This window comes from Ruegeria sp. AB10 (assembly GCF_056542745.1).
The window spans coordinates 83862-100058 of the sequence record NZ_JBQGAI010000009.1; the positions used below are offsets into that span (position 1 = coordinate 83862).

Here is a 16197-nt window from a genome sequence, read left to right on the forward strand (position 1 = left end):
TTTCGGTCGCCGGAGTGCGGCCCAAAAAGACCCAAGGAGGAGACACGAATGAAACTGTTTGGAACCAGTGGCGCGATTGCAGCTGCTATCTTTGCCCTGTCCGGCGTTGCCGCCAGCGCACAGGAATGTATCGCCCCTGCCAACCCCGGCGGTGGCTGGGACTTCACCTGCCGGCAGGTGGGTAAGTCGCTGCAGGATCTGGGCCTGATCGACCAGACCATGCAGGTTGTGAACCTTGCCGGTGGCGGCGGTGGCGTGGCCTTTGCCGAAGTGGTGAACAAGCGCGGCGAAGATAACGAGCTGATCGTTGCGGCCAGTGCCGCCACCGCAACCCGTCTGGCGCAAGGCGCGTATCCCGGCAACACCATGGATCAGGTCCGCTGGCTGGCCGCCATCGGCGCGGATTACGGTGTGATCGCCGTGGCCGCCGACAGCCCGGTCAACACGCTGCCTGAACTGCTGGATCAGATCAAAGCCGACCCGACCGCCGTGTCGGTCGCGGGTGGCTCTGCCGTGGGTGGCTGGGACCACCTGAAAGTGCTGATCGCGGCCAATGCTTATGGCATCGAGGATGTGCGCTCGGTCAAATACATCGCCTTTGACGGCGGTGGCGAGGCGGTGACCCAGCTGCTGGCCGGTTCGGTTCAGGCCTTTACCGGTGACATTTCCGAGGCCAAGGGTTTCGTGGATTCCGGCGACATCAAGGTGATCGCAGTGCTGGCCCCCGACCGCCTGCCCGGCGAGTTCGCCGATTTCCCGACCGCCAAGGAACAGGGCGTTGACGCCATCGGTGCCAACTGGCGTGGGTTCTATGCCCCCGGCGGCATGACCGATGAGGCCTATGGCGATTGGGTCGGCAAGATCGGTGATCTTTACGCCTCGGACGAGTGGAAAGAGGTCATGGCCGCAAACGGTCTGGCCCCGCTGGACCTGCAGGGCGCGGACTTCCAGAACTTCGTGGCGGAATCTGTGGGCCAAATCCAGACCATCTCGAAAGAGATCGGGATCATCAAATAACCACTCACGAAGACCCGGGCGCGGCCTCAGCTTGCCGCGCCCGGGATCACCAGATTTACCCGCAAAAATAGGAGACACCGATGAGTGACCGTATCTTCGGGGTCGTCGGACTGCTAATCGCCATCGGATTTGCCTTTTCCGCATTGGCGATCGAGGAAAGCTTTCTGTCCGATGCCGTCGGACCCAAAGCCTTCCCGCTGATCATCGCCGCCATTCTGGGCCTGTCGAGCCTTGTCATCGCCATCCGCCCGGATGCTGAACCCGAATGGCCCGCGCTGGGCCGTCTGGTCGAGGTCGGCGCGGCAGTGGTCATGATGATCCTTTACGCCGAACTGCTGCCCGAAATCGGCTTTGTCATCGCCACCGCCTTTGCCGCCGCCTATCTGGCCTGGCGTCTGGGCTCTCGCCCGATTGAAAGCGTGCTGGTGGGCATCGGCACGTCCGTCGGCATCTACGTCATCTTCCATCTGGTTCTGGGCCTGTCGCTGGCCCGCGGCCCGCTGGGGTTCTGAGGAATAGAACATGGAAACTCTTGCATCTCTTGGCGACGGGTTTGCCATCGCGCTGACATGGCAGAACCTGATGCTGGCCCTTCTGGGCTGTTTTCTGGGCACCATCATGGGCGCGCTGCCCGGTCTTGGCCCGTCGAACGGCGTGGCCATCCTGATCCCGCTGGCGTTCACGCTGGGGCTGGGGGCGACGCCCTCGCTGATCCTGCTGACCAGTGTCTATTACGGGGCCATGTATGGCGGGCGGATCTCGTCGATCCTGCTGAACATTCCCGGGGACGAGCCCGCCATGATGACCTGTCTCGACGGGCATCCAATGGCGAAAAAAGGCTTTGCCGGAGAGGCGCTGTCGCTGTCGGGTATCGCATCCTTTGTGGGCGCCTTTCTGGCCACATGGGGCCTGATCTTTCTGGCACCGCAGCTGGTAAAGATCGCGCTGCTGTTCGGACCGGCTGAATATTTCGCCCTGTTCGCGCTGGCCTTCATGACGCTGGGCGGAGTGTCTTCGACCAATCAGGCGAAATCGGCCTTTGCCGCCGCGCTTGGCCTTGGGCTGGCGACGATTGGTGTGGATACCCAGACCGGCGTGCCGCGCTTCACTTTTGGCGAGGTGCATCTGTATGACGGCCTCGATTTCCTTGTCGCCATCGTCGGCCTGTTCGCCCTGTCCGAAGTGTTCATCTTCCTCGAACACCGCCACGGTGGATCGGATGCCGAAGGCCGCAAGCTGAACATCGGCCGCCTCTATCCGCCGATGTCGATGGTCAAGAAATGTACACCAACCATGCTGCGGACCTCGTTCCTGGGCTTTATCGCCGGGGTTCTGCCGGGGGCGGGGGCGTCTCTGGGCTCGTTCATCTCGTATTCGATGGAGAAACGGCTGGTTGACAAGGAAAACACCTTTGGCACCGGCGATCCACGCGGGGTTGCGGCACCCGAGGCCGGGAACAACGCCGCTGCTGGCGGAGCCCTGGTGCCGATGCTGGCGCTGGGCGTGCCGGGGTCGGGGACCACGGCCGTGCTGCTGGCGGTTCTGCTGGCGCTGAACATCACGCCCGGTCCGCTGCTGTTCACCCAGAACCCGGATGTGGTCTGGGGCCTGATCGCGGCGCTGTTCATCGCCAACTTCATGCTGCTGGCGATGAACATCCCGATGGTGGGGCTGTTTACCCGCGTGCTGATGATCCCCTCGCGCATCCTGATGCCGATCGTGGCAATGGTCAGCTTTGTCGGCATCTACGGCATCTCGGGCTCCAGCTTTGATCTGCTGGTGATGATCGGGTTCGGCGTCATGGGCTGGGTTCTGCGCAAGCTGGACGTGCCGCTGGTGCCGATCATCCTTGGTACGCTGCTGGGCAATTCGATGGAGAACAACCTGCGCCGCGCGGTGACCATCGACAACGGCAACTGGTGGACCCTGATCGACAGCCCGCTGTCCATCGCCCTGTGGGCCATTGCCATCATCGGCTTTGTCTTGCCCCTGATCGTGGGCGCGCGCGTCAAGGCCAAGATGCATCAGCGCAAGGATGAAGAAGGCGCGATCAGCGACTGACACATCGGGCGCCGCCGGTCGGGGATTGGCGGCGCCGAAACAGACTCTGGAAAGATGCGGTGGAACCTGTAACTTTGCTGAACAAGGCAAGTCACCGATCAGAGGAAGCGCGCATGGACCTGAGTGATGAAATCCGCATCTCGGCACCACGGGATGTCGTGTACCAAGCCCTGAACAATCCCGAGATCCTGCAGGAGTGCATTCCGGGCTGCGAGGAGCTGACCCAGAACGCACCCGATGAGCTTGCGGCCAAGGTTGTGCTCAAGATCGGCCCGGTCAAAGCCAAGTTCGCCGGAGAGGTCACGCTGGACACCTCAAACGCCCCCGACGGGTTTTCCCTGTCCGGCGAAGGCAAGGGCGGGGCGGCGGGCTTTGCCAAGGGCGGGGCCGACGTGGCGCTGACCGAAGACGGGGATGAAACGGTGCTGTCTTACACCGCCAAGGTCGAAGTCGGCGGCAAGATCGCCCAATTGGGCAGCCGCCTGATCTCGGGCACCGCCAAAAAGCTGTCGGGCAAGTTCTTCACCCGGTTTGGCGAGATCGTGTCCGAGCAATCGGTGCCCTGACCGGCAGGACACCCTGCCCGTTACATGTGATAGAACTGCTGCGCGGTGCGTCCGAATACCTGATCGTGATGGGCGTCGGGCACCAATGCTTTGTGTCTGGCGATCAGGTCCGCGTAACTGGATGACAGGCTGTCGACCGGAAAGTTCGAGCCGAACATGCACCGATCAGGCCCGAATTGGGTCAGGCAGATTTCGACGATGGGTCGGACACTATTCGCAGTCCAGCCGTGATCGAACATGCCAAGGCCCGAGAGTTTGCAGGTCACCTGCGGCAGTGTCGCAAGCGATTGCAGCGCCTTGGCCCAACCTTCCAGCCCCTGTTCGGATCGGTCATGCGGCGACCCGGCATGGCACAGCGCCACTGGCGTTGCAGGTGCCTGATCCAGCACGGAGGCGGTCCGCTCCATCAATTCGGGCAGCAATTGCAGATCAAAGGTCAGGCCGCGATCGCCAAGTTGTCTCAGCCCGGCCAGAAACTTTGGATTGTCCAACAGGGTGTTGGTACCCGAGACCTGATCTTCACCCGGGGCGCGGCCAATGATCTGACGCACGCCGCGCAGTGAGGGCAGGGATTGCAGCCGGTCCAGCTGTTCGGTCAGGTTGTCCGCGGTCAGGTCACAAAAAGCCACCTGCACCAGTGGCCAGTCGGGATATTGATCGGCGACGGACTGCACCCATTGCGCCTCGGCCCAAGGATCAGCGGCGCCGACCTGAATATGGACCGAAGCGGTAAAACCGGCAGCCTCGGCATCTTTGCGGAATTCAGGCAGCAGATAGTCGCGCTGAATCGGGGTGGGATCGCCAAAGAACCGTACTGCGCCCTTTTCCATCAGCCATGGGTAATCCACAGCGTTCAGGTTCCACAGGTGGTGATGTGCATCGATCCTCATGGCGTTTCAATCCCTGTCGCGCGGGCCAGAATATCGACGCCCTGCTGTTTCCAGAAATGCAGAAGGTCGATGAAAATCCAGTTCTCGGCCAGTTTGTCCCCGGCGCGACGATAGATGTCGATCACCCGGAACTCACCGGGTTTTCCGGTGGCGGGCATGCCCATGAATCCGCCCGTGGGCACGGCGGTGAAATTCGGCCAGCCAAAGAAACCGCCATAATGCCCCTCGGCTAGGCGGCAGATATGTTTGGTCTTGGAGCGGTCGGTGAACCCGGCGCGGAACGGGCCGGAATGCTGTTTGGCATAGCGTTCGATCGTGTAGGTGGCGCCGATCCCTTCGGGGCCCCACCAGATCATGTCGTCATGCCATGTGCGGGCCAGCTCGTCCTCAAGCGACAGGCCGCTGTTCCACTGTCCAAGGTCCGAGATCATGGCGTTGATCGCCGCCAGCGTCTTGCGGCCTTCTTCCTCGGGCTGGTCCTCATATAGCAGACCGTCATGGGTCAGCGGCCCGGGTTGGATCAGATGTGCTGCGGTTTGCGGCGGGAACGGGTTTTGCCCCGCCTGCACCATCAGATGGGGGATGTCGAAATACATCGCGGTCTCGGCAATCTTGCCGTCCGCGATCCGGTGAAACTCGCAATAACGCAGAAAGGCCATCTTACCGGTTGGGCGAATCCCCAGCCATGGCGCGTCGAACAGGCCCATTAGGTGGCCCATCGAAACCACCCAGACATCCGCGCCCAATTCCAGAGAATTGGTGCCCGCGAATAAGACATCCTGACGGCGCTGCATCCGTTTCAGGCTGGATTTCAACGGCTGCCAGAACGTTCGCGCCACCGAGTCCGCACCGGTGATTTCGTCGAACGGATGAAAGCCGCGCCACAGCAAATCGTCAGCACAGAACTGCCCGAACATGCCAGGCAGATTCGTTTCGCTGGATGAGTCGAGGGCCTCGTAGAACGAGGAGACGAGTGTTTTTTCTTCCTGAAAGCTCACGTTTGCACCGTTTCGTTGATGGCTTGCTTTGGATTTAAGCGATTGAGAATCGTAGTTTAAGGTTTTTTTGCATACGTATGCAAAAAAGTCTTGCCAGAAATGATTACTGAAGAATACAGTTTTGCAAACGTATGCAAAGCGAATCCTTGCAGGGGGCACCATGGCGGAAATTCAACTGCGCAACGTCGGCAAACGCTGGGGCAGCTTTGTCGGGGTTCACAATTTCGACCTGACCATCGCGGATCGCGAGTTTCTGGTGCTGCTGGGCCCTTCAGGCTGCGGCAAGACCACCACGATGCGCATGATCGCCGGTCTGGAAGATGTGACCGAAGGCGAAATTCTGGTCGATGGCAAGGTGGTCAACGATCTGGAGCCCAAAGACCGTGACGTGGCGATGGTGTTCCAGAGCTATGCCCTCTACCCGAACATGAACGTCTATGAGAACATCCGCTTTCCGCTGAAAGTGCGCGGCATCGACCCGGCAAGCCATGACGAAAAGGTGCGCCGTGCCAGCGCAATGGTCGAGCTGGACGAGTTCCTGCACCGCAAGCCCGCCGAACTGTCCGGTGGTCAGCGGCAGCGTGTGGCGCTGGCCCGCGCCATCGTCCGCGAACCCAACGTTTTCCTGATGGATGAGCCGCTGTCGAACCTTGACGCCAAGCTGCGGGTTTCGACCCGGGCGCAGATCAAGAACCTCAGCCACGAACTGGCTGTGACCACCATCTATGTGACCCATGACCAGATCGAGGCGATGACCCTGGCCGATCGCGTTGTGGTCATGAAAAAAGGTGTGGTGCAGCAGGTAGGCAGCCCGACCGAGATTTATGACCGTCCTGCGAACACGTTTGTCGCCAGCTTCATCGGCTCACCGGCAATGAACCTGATGGAAGGTCAGGTGTCGGGCGGCGTGTTCCGCGCCGAACATGTTGAGATTCCGGTCGATGCACCGGACGGCCCGATGACACTGGGCTTTCGCGCTGAAGACGCCAGCCTTGCCGAAGGGCAGGGCCAGATCACCGCGCCGATCTATACGCTGGAGCTGTTGGGCGACGCCACCATGATCTCGGTCCGGGTCGGTGGCGCGCTGGTGTCGGTCAAGGCCGACAAAGCCTTCCGCGCCGAGATCGGCGAGATGGTCTCGTTCTCGGTGCCAACGGATATCTGTCACCTCTTTGAAGCTGAAAGCGGTGCGCGGATCGGGGAGCAATCCCACAAACAGCCCATTCGGGCATAACAGCGGTCCGGACGTCGACGACGGACCGATCCTGACAGGGAGAAACGCATGAAACTCAAATCACTCTTCATGGCAGGCGCCATGTCCCTCGCAGCAACCGGCGCATGGGCCGAATGTGCGTATGAAAACGAAGTGCCGCTGAAATCGCTCTCGGCTGGATTCGAGGCGTGGAAAGCCGTGACCGACGCGATGGCCGAATGCGGCAACTTCAGCGCCTCGCTGGACCAGGAATTCCGCGAGAAGCAGCCCGAGGCCTTTGCGGCGAACCCCTCGCTGTATCAGATCGGTGGCGTCGCCAACGAGACGATGATCCCGCTGCTGAACGCGGGCTCGCTGCGCCCGCTGGATGATCTGGTCGCGAAATACGGTCAGGATCTGCTGCCGAACCAGCTGATCAAGGTGGACGGCAAGGTCATGGCGATTGCCATGATGGTGAACGCGCAGCACCTGATGTATCGCAACGACGTTCTGGCCGATCTGGGCATCGAAGAGCCCAGAACCTATGACGACGTTCTGGCCGCCGCTGCCAAGATCAAGGACGCCGGCGTCATGGAGTACCCGATCGGCGGCACCTTCAAGACCGGTTGGAACCTGGCCCAGGAATTCGTCAACATGTACATGGGCGAAGGCGGCCAGTTCTTTGGCGAAGGCAACATGCCCTCGATCAACAACGAGCAGGGCGTCAAGGCGCTGGAGACCATGAAAGCGATGACCGAGTTCATGGACCCGGAATTCCTGGTATCCGACTCGACCTATGTTCAGCAGCAGTTCCAGCAGGGCAAGATCGCCATGGCGAACCTGTGGGCCAGCCGCGCCGCGGCGATGAACGACGAGGCCGAAAGCCAGGTGGTCGGCAAAGTGACCATGGCGTCGGCGCCGATGGGTGCAGCCGCTCCGTCGACCACCATCTGGTGGGATGGTGTCGTTCTGGCTGCCAACATGAGCGACGAAGAAGCGGATGCCGCATTCCGTTTGGTCATGGAAGGTATCGACGGTGACATGGTCAGCGCCAACAACGACGTCGCCGTCTGGCTGAGCCCCGCCTACACGCCGGGTGATCTGGCCGCCGGTGCCGCAGCGTCGGCAGAAAACGGTGCCAAGGCCTACCCTGCGTCGGCCCCGATGGGCGTTCTGCACAGCGCGCTGGGCAACGGTCTGGCCGATTATCTGACCGGTGCCAAGGATGCGGCGACCACTCTGGCCGATATCGAGGCCGCGTATGTGACCGCCGCCAAAGAAGCCGGCCTGATCAACAACTGATCCTCCCGGAGGGAGGGCTCCGGCCCTCCCATCCCCTCCTGATCCCTCGAGAACCATGAGAAAGGCAGAGCCATGAATTTCCGGACATTTGCCGCCTTTGTCGGCCCCTCTGTCTTTATGATGCTTCTCTTCATCGCTTTCCCGCTGGTCAGCGTGTTCAAGCAGAGCTTTTACATCACCCAGCCGATCTATGAGACGGTCGAGGTGGAAACCTGCACCCCCGGTTTCCTGACCCAGACCTGTGTGACCGAGCTGAAATCGCAACCGAAGCTGGACGAACACGGCGAGGTCATCACCCAGACCCAATATGTGGGGCTGCAAAGCTATCGCAACGTTCTGGAACCCGAACGGGCCTGGCGTGCGATCAGCGAAGGCAGCCTGAGCGTTCTGTCTACCATCAACTTCTGGAAAGCGCTGCGGTTTACCCTGACATTTACGCTGATCACGCTGCCTCTGGTGATCGTCTGCGGGCTGGGCATTGCGGTGCTGATCAACAACGCGGCGCGGTCGATCCGCGGGCCGGTGATCTTTATCTCGCTGCTGCCCTTCATCATCACGCCGGTGATCGGGGTGTTGTCGATCAACTGGTTGTTTCGCGGTGACGGTATCCTGACCGCGCTGCTGGAATGGTGGCTGAACCGCGATATCGCCCTGTTTGCACAGGCCTGGACCATCGAGATCCTGATGATGCTCTACCGTGTGTGGCACGTCGCGCCCTTTGCCGCCATCGTGTTCTACGCCGGTCTGCAGACCGTCAATCAGGACAGTCTGGAGAGTGCGGTGATCGATGGTGCCACCCGTTGGCAGCGGATGAAATACATCGTCATCCCGCACCTGATGCCGCTGATCATCTTTGTGTCGATGATCCACCTGATGGACGCCTATCGCGTGTTCGAAGAAATCGTCGGCTTCTCGAGCCAGGGCTATGTCATCTCGCTGCAGTGGCTGACCTATGACTTCCTGGTACCCGATCAGGCCGGCAACCGGTCGATCAGCCGGGCCTCGGCCAGCGCCATGCTGACCATGATCGGTATCGTCATCCTGCTTATCCTTCCGCTGCGCCGGACATGGCGCGATCACAAAGGGGGTCACTGATATGTCCTCGCGCGCGCTTCGCCAACCGTTCAGCCTGCGGCTGACATCCAACGTCTTCCTGGTCTTCTGGTGTCTGGTCGCGGCCTTCCCGATCTTCTGGATCGCGGTGATGAGCTTCAAATCCCCCGTGGACGCCTTTGACAGCAACGCGCTGAACGTGATTTTCGGACCTGAAACTCTGGCCAAGGGCAACGGTCTGTCGCTGCTGGATATCATTCTGGGCATTGCGGTGATCTGGGGCACGATCATCGTGGCGACCAAGACCCTGCCCTCGATGGTCAAATCCTATTCCAAACCCGGTCAGGAATGGATCGGTTGGATCATCGGAGTGCTCGCCGTCGCCCTGGGCTTTCTGGTGGCGTTCTTCGTGATCCTGCCTGCGATCCTTGGCGTGCTGAACCCGCTCTTTGGCCCCTTGGGCCGGGATGTGCTGGGCCTGACAACCGAACATTATAAAACCGTCTGGATCGACCGCGGTTTCTCGGACAACTTCCGCAACTCGCTGATCGTGACCACCGGGGTTGTGACCGTGTCGCTGACGGTTGGGACGCTGGCGGGCTATGGTCTGGCGCGCTCGGGGTCGACCTTCGCCTTCTGGATTCTGATCGTGGCGCTGGTGTTCCGCGCCCTGCCGCACTCGGTTCTGGTGGCGGGCTACCTGCCGGTCTTCATCAACTCGGCCGAATGGTTGAGCCCGATCCTGGGCGACAATGCCCCAACGCTGTACGGCAAGCCGTTTGCGGTGATCGCGGTTCTGGTTGCGATCAACCAGCCCTTTACTATCTGGATGCTGCGGTCGTTCTTCCAGAACATCCCGTCTGAGCTGGACGAGGCCGCCCGCGTCGATGGTTGCAGCCACTTCCAGGCCTTCCGCCGTGTCATCATGCCGGTGATGTGGCCGGGTGTGATTACCACGGGGCTGTTCAGCTTTTTGCTGGCGTATAACGACTTCCTCGTGACCTCACTGCTTCTGGACGCGCAGAACCAGACCATGGTTCCGGCCATTGTCGGCATGTTCAACCGTGAGACCACCACAACCGATCAGGTTGTCGCCGTGGCTGCCGCCGTGTCGATCACCGCGCCGCTGATCTTCCTTGTTCTGATTTTCCAGCGCCAGATCGTCAGCGGTCTGACAGCCGGGGCGGTGAAGGGCTGATGAGCAGCCGGTCGCGCAACAGCGCAGTATCGCGCCATCCGGCGCTGAACAGGATGCCGAGGGACTTTTTGTGAAACGGGGTACGACGCCCCTTACACACTCTTGCGATCTGAAAGGATAGAAAATGAAAGGTTCCCGTCCCGAACAAGCGGTCCTGACCCGCGACACGGACATGAGCAAAACCGAAGACACCCGCCGCGTGATCGAAACTATGGTTGATGGTCTGAACGACCACCGTATTGACGACATCGGCGAGTTCTTCTCGGAAGGGTTCCGTTGGCTGGGCAACCAGGGCTGTGGCACCAAAACCGGTCTGAAAGAGTTTCAGGACAACTGGCAGCGCCCGTTTCAGGCTGCGTTCTCGGACAAGACCTGCATTGATGAGGCGCGCCTGTATATGGGTGAGTGGGCAGCGGCGTTCGGTCGCCAAGAGGCCACGCATTCCGGTGAATTCCTCGGCATCGCGCCCACCGGCAAGCGGGTCGAGATCCGCTATATGGACTTCTGGAAAGTGGTCGATGGCAAGATCGTCGACAACTGGGTGAACGTTGATTTTGCCCATGTCGCCGCCCAGTTGGGCGTCGATATCTTCAACGGCGAAGGCTGGGAAGCCTATGACCGTGGTGAAAAGACCGCTCCTCGTCCTGAATAAGAAGGGTTTAGACAATGGCAATTGAGTATCTCAAACGCGGTAAGTCTGATGCCGACCGGGCCGAGGATGACGCCAGGACCCGCGCCGTGGTGGAGGCCACGTTGAAAGACATCGAAACCCGTGGTGATGCCGCCGTGCGCGAGCTGAGCGAGAAGTTCGACAACTACTCGCCCGCCTCGTTCCGGTTGTCGCAGCAAGAGATCGACGACCTGATCGGTCAGCTGACCGAGCGCGAGCTGGCAGACATCAAGTTCGCGCAGAAACAAGTGCGCAACTTCGCGCAGGCGCAACGCGATTCCATGCTGGATATCGAGGTCGAAACCCTGCCGGGTGTGATCCTGGGCCACAAGAACATCCCGGTGCAATCCGTGGGTTGCTATGTGCCCGGCGGCAAGTTTCCGATGGTGGCTTCGGCGCATATGTCCGTGGCGACGGCTTCGGTCGCGGGTGTTCCACGCATCATTGCCTGTACGCCTCCGTTCAACGGCAAGCCAAACGCGGCTGTGATTGCAGCAATGCATCTGGGCGGCGCGCATGAGATTTATGTCATGGGCGGCATTCAGGCCATCGGTGCGATGGCGATCGGGACCGAGACCATCGACCCGGTTCATATGCTGGTCGGCCCCGGCAACGCCTTTGTGGCCGAAGCCAAGCGCCAGCTGTTTGGCCGCGTCGGCATCGACCTGTTCGCAGGCCCGACCGAAACCATGGTCATCGCCGATGAAACCGCAGCGGATGCCGAACTGTGCGCCACCGACCTGCTGGGTCAGGCCGAACATGGCTATAACAGCCCCTGCGTGCTGCTGACCAACTCGCGCAAACTGGCCGAGGACACTCTGGCCGAGGTTGACCGTATTCTGGGCATTCTGCCGACGGCTGGTACTGCAAAAGTGTCGTGGGACGAGTATGGCGAAGTGATCGTCTGCGACACCTATGATGAAATGCTGCAGGTCGCCGACGACATCGCGTCCGAGCATGTTCAGGTCATGACCGACCGCGACGACTGGTTCCTTGAGAACATGACCTGCTATGGCGCCCTGTTCCTTGGGCCGCGCACCAATGTGTCGAACGGGGACAAGGTGATCGGCACCAACCACACGCTGCCGACCAAGAAAGCGGGTCGCTATACCGGTGGTCTGTGGGTTGGTAAGTACCTGAAGACGCACAGCTATCAGAAGGTTCTGACCGATGAGGCGGCGACACTGATCGGCGAGTATGGCTCGCGCCTGTGCATGCTGGAAGGCTTTGTCGGCCATGCCGAGCAGTGCAACATCCGCGTGCGTCGCTATGGTGGGATCAACGTGCCTTACGGTGCGCCTGCGCCCTATCGGGACGCTGCAGAATAGGGGGCTTTGCCCCCGGCTTTCAGCCTCCCCCAGAGTATTTGGAAAAAGATGAAGTCTGATACGCATACCCGGAACAAAGCCGTAATTTCGCCGCTGCGGGCGGCCATGTATGATTTTATGGAAACGGGTGTGCGGCGGGCGCTGGCAGATGTCAGCGTCCCTGACGCTGTTTTCAGGCTGTGCCACCCCTTTGGCGACAGCACCGGCAGCGACGCGTATTACGATACCGCCTACAAAGACCTGCTGTCCGCGTGGCCCGATCTGGAACGCCGCGACTATATCGTTATGGCTGGCCCGGATGAGCATGGGGCTGATTGGGTCGGGTGTGGCGGCTATTACACCGGCACTTTCACCGGGCCGTGGCTGGATATCCCGCCGACCGGCCATCAGGTGACCATGCGGTTTCACGAGTTCTACCGTTTCGAAGACGGCAAAGTGGTCGAGATGCAGGCCCTGTGGGATGTCCCCGAAGTCATGATGCAAACGGGTGCCTGGCCGATGGCCCCCAGCCTTGGCCGCGAATGGCATGTGCCCGGACCAGCAACGCAGGACGGTTTTGTGCCGGGTCCTTATGATGAGGCCAAGGGGCAGGCGACCTGTCAGCACATTATTGACATGCTTGAATACCTCAAGAAACACCCCTCGCAGGGCGGGCCGGAGGTGATGGAACCCGATCGTTTCTGGCATCCGCGCATGAACTGGTACGGCCCGGCGGGTATCGGCACAGGGCGTGGGTTCTCTGGGTTTCGCAATTGGCACCAGATTCCGTTTCTGAACGGGATGCCGGATCGCGGGCAATATATCGACGACATTACCTATCACTTCTTTGGGGATGGTGATTATGCCGCCGTGACGGGCTGGCCCAACATGATTCAAACCGTGACCCATGATGGCTGGATGGGGATCGCGCCCCCGGGCAAGCGGATCACCATGCGCAGCCTTGATTTCTGGCGCGTTGAAAACGGCAAGATCCGCGAAAACTGGGTTCTGGTCGATCTTCTGGACGCGTATCGCCAGCTAGGCGTTGACGTTTTCGCCCGGCTGCGGGAATTCAATAAAGCCCGCAACATGGGGCGTATCAATATACCGGATGGAATGAGCTGATGAGTGATCTGCCCCGCACCCCTTCGTTTTCCCTTGCGGGTAAGACCGCCCTTGTCACCGGTGCGTCTTCGGGCATCGGGCAGGGCTGTGCCGTGGCCCTGGCCGAAGCGGGTGCGCATGTGGTCTGCGCCGCGCGTGGTGCGGATCGTCTGAACGAAACCGTCGCCGCGTTTCAGGCGCAGGGCTGGTCGGCCGAAGCGGCCGTGATCGATCAGGGCGATCTGGATGCGCTGCGTGGGTTGTTCGACGGCCGTGTCTTTGATGTGGTGGTGAACTCTGCGGGAACGGCGCGTCACAGCCCGGCGGTTGAGACCACGCCCGAAGATTTCGACGTGGTGACAAACGTCAACCTGCGCTCGGCTTATTTCCTGTCATCCAATGCGGCCAGGGCGCTGATGGCGGCGGGTAAGCCGGGGTCGATCATCCATATCTCAAGCCAGATGGGTCATGTGGGCGGCGTTGACCGGGCGCTTTATTGCGCCACCAAGCATGGGCTGGAAGGCATGGTCAAAGCCATGGCGATCGAATGGGGCAAGCAGCGTATCCGCATCAACACGGTGTGCCCGACTTTCATCCGCACGCCCCTGACCCAATCCACCTTCGACAACCCCGAACGGGCTGCGTGGATCATGGAAAAGATCAAGCTGGACCGGATCGGTGAGGTCGAGGATATCATGGGTGCGGTGACCTACCTGGCCTCGGACGCCTCGGCGCTGGTCACGGGCACCTCGATGCTGATTGACGGGGGTTGGACGGCGGACTGATGGTTGAAAAAGTCACCTCTCTTCAAGTTGCTCAACTGGCCGGTGTCAGCCAATCGGCGGTCAGCCGGGTGTTCACGCCCGGCGCGTCGGTCAGCAAGAAGACCGAGGAAAAAGTGCGCAAGGCCGCGGCCGAGCTGGGCTACCGCCCCAATGTTCTGGCCCGCGCGATGGTGTCGGGCAAAAGCCGGATCATCGGTTTGGTGGTCGGGTATCTGGACAACTACTTTTATCCCGAAGCGCTGGAGAAACTGTCGAACGCATTGCAGGAAAAGGGCTACCACGTCCTGATCTTCATGGCCTCGCGGACGGCCGGGAACATCGAAGACGTGATGGCGGAAATCCTCGACTATCAGGTGGATGGGGTCATTCTGGCCTCGGTCGCGATGTCGTCGGAAATTGCGATGCGCTGCCAGCAGGCCGGGGTTCCGGTCGTGCTGTTCAACCGCAGTCAGGATATCGAAGGCATCACCTCGGTCACGTCCGACAACTTTGTCGGCGGGCGCAAAGTGGCCGAGTTTCTTTTGGCCGGTGGGCACGAGCGCATCGGCTATATCGCCGGCTGGCAGGGCGCCTCGACCCAGCGCGACCGCGAGGCCGGGTTCCGCGCTGCACTGACGGAAGCGGGGCAGAGCCTGTTTGCCCATGATGTCGGTGACTTTCACACCGAAAAGGTGCGCGCGGCTGCGCGGCGTATGTTTGACGTACCGCCCGAAAGCTGCCCGGATGCGGTTTTTGTCGCCAATGACCACATGGCTTTGGCGGTGATGGACGTGATCCGGTTTGAACTGGGTCTGCGCGTGCCCGAGGATGTCTCGGTCGTGGGATATGACGATGTGCCGCCTGCCGGATGGCCTGCGTACAACCTGACAACGATCCGCCAGCGCGCCAATCTCATGGTGGCGGAAACCGTCACCGCGTTGCTTGAACATATTGACGCCCCGGCATCGGCGAAGCCGCGCAAAGTGGCCATTGACGGGCCCCTGATCGTGCGGACCTCGGCCCGGTTGCCCAAAGGATGGACCCCACAAAGGACAGAGACATGAAGGGCTTTGACGCCAAGTTTCGGGATTTTCCCGACTATATCATCGGCATCACCAAAGAGATCTGGGAAGACCGGGGGATTTCCACCCTGCACGAATATTACGCGCCGGATATCGTGGTGCGGATGCCCGGCAGCGTGTCGACCGGCAATCAGGGTGTGATCGGCGCCACCATGGCCACGCTGGCCGAATTTCCCGACCGCACCCTGCTGGGCGAAGATGTGATATGGTCCGGCACGCCTGAACAGGGGATGCTGTCGAGCCACCGCATCATGTCCACCGCCACCCATCTGGGCGATGGCATGTTTGGTCAGGCGACCGGTGCCAAGCTGCGTTATCGCATTCTGGCCGACTGCCATGCCCGCAACAACGCCATCGATGACGAATGGCTGATCCGCGACAACGGCGCGGTGGTGCGTCAGATGGGCTGGGACCCGCAGGATTTCACCCGAGATCTGATCGCGCGCGAAGGCGGGCCGGAAAACTGCGTCAAGCCGCTGACCCCGGCTAATGATCTGGAGGGTCCGTATTCGGGCCGCGGCAATGACAATGAATGGAGCCAGCGCCACGCCGATCTGCTGACCCGGATGATGGGCGCGGATATGGGCGCGGTCGAGCGTGACTATGACCGCGCGGTTCAGACCGAATATCCCGGCGGCGCAAGCGGCCATGGGCGCGATCCAGTTGACCGGTTCTGGATGTCGCTGCGCGCGGCGATGCCCAGTGCGACCTTCACAATCCACCACCAGATCGGGCGTGACGATCCGAACATGCCACCGCGCTCGGCCATCCGCTGGAGCCTGCACGGCAGGCATGACGGCTGGGGTGCCTTTGGCGTGCCCACCGGGGCCGAGCTGTATGTTCTGGGCATCAGCCATGCCGAATGGGGCGAGCTGATCGGCGGCGACATCCGACTGCGCCGCGAATGGACCCTGTTCGATGAGACGGCGATCTGGAAACAGCTGATCCTGGCGACCGGGGACGTGTGATGCCCTTGGTGCCTGCCCCTCTGGA

The 16197-nt window shown here is 61.0% G+C and carries 16 protein-coding genes; 14 read left to right on the forward strand and 2 right to left on the reverse strand.

From position 1 onward, the window contains the following. Positions 1 to 48 precede the first annotated feature (48 nt). From ACR0NT_RS15920 to ACR0NT_RS15935, 4 genes are all read left to right on the forward strand, one after another. Positions 49 to 1017, forward strand: a complete 969-nt coding sequence (locus ACR0NT_RS15920; protein WP_170672547.1) for a tripartite tricarboxylate transporter substrate-binding protein — start codon at positions 49 to 51, stop codon at positions 1015 to 1017. 80 nt (positions 1018 to 1097) lie between these two features. After that, positions 1098 to 1529 (forward strand): tripartite tricarboxylate transporter TctB family protein, encoded by a 432-nt coding sequence (locus ACR0NT_RS15925; protein WP_170672545.1) that lies wholly within the window; start codon positions 1098 to 1100, stop codon positions 1527 to 1529. A 10-nt stretch (positions 1530 to 1539) separates the two neighbouring features. After that, positions 1540 to 3078, forward strand: a complete 1539-nt coding sequence (locus ACR0NT_RS15930; protein ID WP_170444888.1) for a tripartite tricarboxylate transporter permease — start codon at positions 1540 to 1542, stop codon at positions 3076 to 3078. A 113-nt stretch (positions 3079 to 3191) separates the two neighbouring features. Further along, positions 3192 to 3644: an SRPBCC family protein gene (locus ACR0NT_RS15935; RefSeq protein ID WP_170672543.1), complete on the forward strand. Its 453-nt coding sequence runs from the start codon at positions 3192 to 3194 to the stop codon at positions 3642 to 3644. Positions 3645 to 3664: 20 nt separating this feature from the next. Here ACR0NT_RS15935 and ACR0NT_RS15940 read toward each other — a convergent pair whose 3' ends face one another. Both ACR0NT_RS15940 and ACR0NT_RS15945 read right to left on the reverse strand, forming a co-directional pair. Further along, positions 3665 to 4534: an amidohydrolase family protein gene (locus ACR0NT_RS15940; RefSeq protein ID WP_170672541.1), complete on the reverse strand. Its 870-nt coding sequence runs from the start codon at positions 4532 to 4534 to the stop codon at positions 3665 to 3667. After that, the gene (locus ACR0NT_RS15945) at positions 4531 to 5532 is read right to left on the reverse strand and encodes an ester cyclase (RefSeq protein ID WP_480443354.1); all 1002 of its coding nucleotides are present in this window, start codon (positions 5530 to 5532) and stop codon (positions 4531 to 4533) included. The genes ACR0NT_RS15940 and ACR0NT_RS15945 overlap by 4 nt, the downstream gene beginning before the upstream one ends. Positions 5533 to 5692: 160 nt before the next feature. Between ACR0NT_RS15945 and ACR0NT_RS15950 the strand changes: the two genes are divergently transcribed. From ACR0NT_RS15950 to ACR0NT_RS15995, 10 genes are all read left to right on the forward strand, one after another. Continuing rightward, the gene (locus tag ACR0NT_RS15950; RefSeq protein WP_170444899.1) at positions 5693 to 6766 is read left to right on the forward strand and encodes a sn-glycerol-3-phosphate ABC transporter ATP-binding protein UgpC; all 1074 of its coding nucleotides are present in this window, start codon (positions 5693 to 5695) and stop codon (positions 6764 to 6766) included. Between the two features lie 48 nt (positions 6767 to 6814). After that, positions 6815 to 8026, forward strand: coding sequence for an extracellular solute-binding protein (locus ACR0NT_RS15955; RefSeq protein WP_170672537.1), 1212 nt, complete (start codon positions 6815 to 6817; stop codon positions 8024 to 8026). A 72-nt stretch (positions 8027 to 8098) separates the two neighbouring features. Then, on the forward strand, positions 8099 to 9121 hold the full coding sequence (locus tag ACR0NT_RS15960; RefSeq protein WP_170672535.1) for a carbohydrate ABC transporter permease: 1023 nt from the start codon (positions 8099 to 8101) through the stop codon (positions 9119 to 9121). A 1-nt stretch (position 9122) separates the two neighbouring features. Beyond that, positions 9123 to 10277, forward strand: a complete 1155-nt coding sequence (locus ACR0NT_RS15965) for a carbohydrate ABC transporter permease (RefSeq protein WP_170672533.1) — start codon at positions 9123 to 9125, stop codon at positions 10275 to 10277. A 124-nt stretch (positions 10278 to 10401) separates the two neighbouring features. Further along, positions 10402 to 10929: an ester cyclase gene (locus ACR0NT_RS15970; protein ID WP_170444909.1), complete on the forward strand. Its 528-nt coding sequence runs from the start codon at positions 10402 to 10404 to the stop codon at positions 10927 to 10929. A 14-nt stretch (positions 10930 to 10943) separates the two neighbouring features. Then, positions 10944 to 12275 (forward strand): histidinol dehydrogenase, encoded by a 1332-nt coding sequence (gene hisD / locus ACR0NT_RS15975; protein ID WP_170672531.1) that lies wholly within the window; start codon positions 10944 to 10946, stop codon positions 12273 to 12275. A 48-nt stretch (positions 12276 to 12323) separates the two neighbouring features. Further along, entirely contained in the window at positions 12324 to 13379 is a 1056-nt protein-coding gene (locus ACR0NT_RS15980) for an ester cyclase (RefSeq protein ID WP_480443356.1), read from the forward strand. Beyond that, positions 13379 to 14143, forward strand: coding sequence for an SDR family oxidoreductase (locus ACR0NT_RS15985; protein ID WP_170672529.1), 765 nt, complete (start codon positions 13379 to 13381; stop codon positions 14141 to 14143). Before ACR0NT_RS15980 ends, ACR0NT_RS15985 begins: the two co-directional genes overlap by 1 nt. Beyond that, positions 14143 to 15186: a LacI family DNA-binding transcriptional regulator gene (locus ACR0NT_RS15990; protein ID WP_170444918.1), complete on the forward strand. Its 1044-nt coding sequence runs from the start codon at positions 14143 to 14145 to the stop codon at positions 15184 to 15186. The genes ACR0NT_RS15985 and ACR0NT_RS15990 overlap by 1 nt, the downstream gene beginning before the upstream one ends. Further along, a complete protein-coding gene (locus ACR0NT_RS15995) occupies positions 15183 to 16172 on the forward strand; it encodes an ester cyclase (RefSeq protein ID WP_170444921.1) in 990 nt (329 codons plus the stop codon). The genes ACR0NT_RS15990 and ACR0NT_RS15995 overlap by 4 nt, the downstream gene beginning before the upstream one ends. Positions 16173 to 16197: the final 25 nt, after the last annotated feature.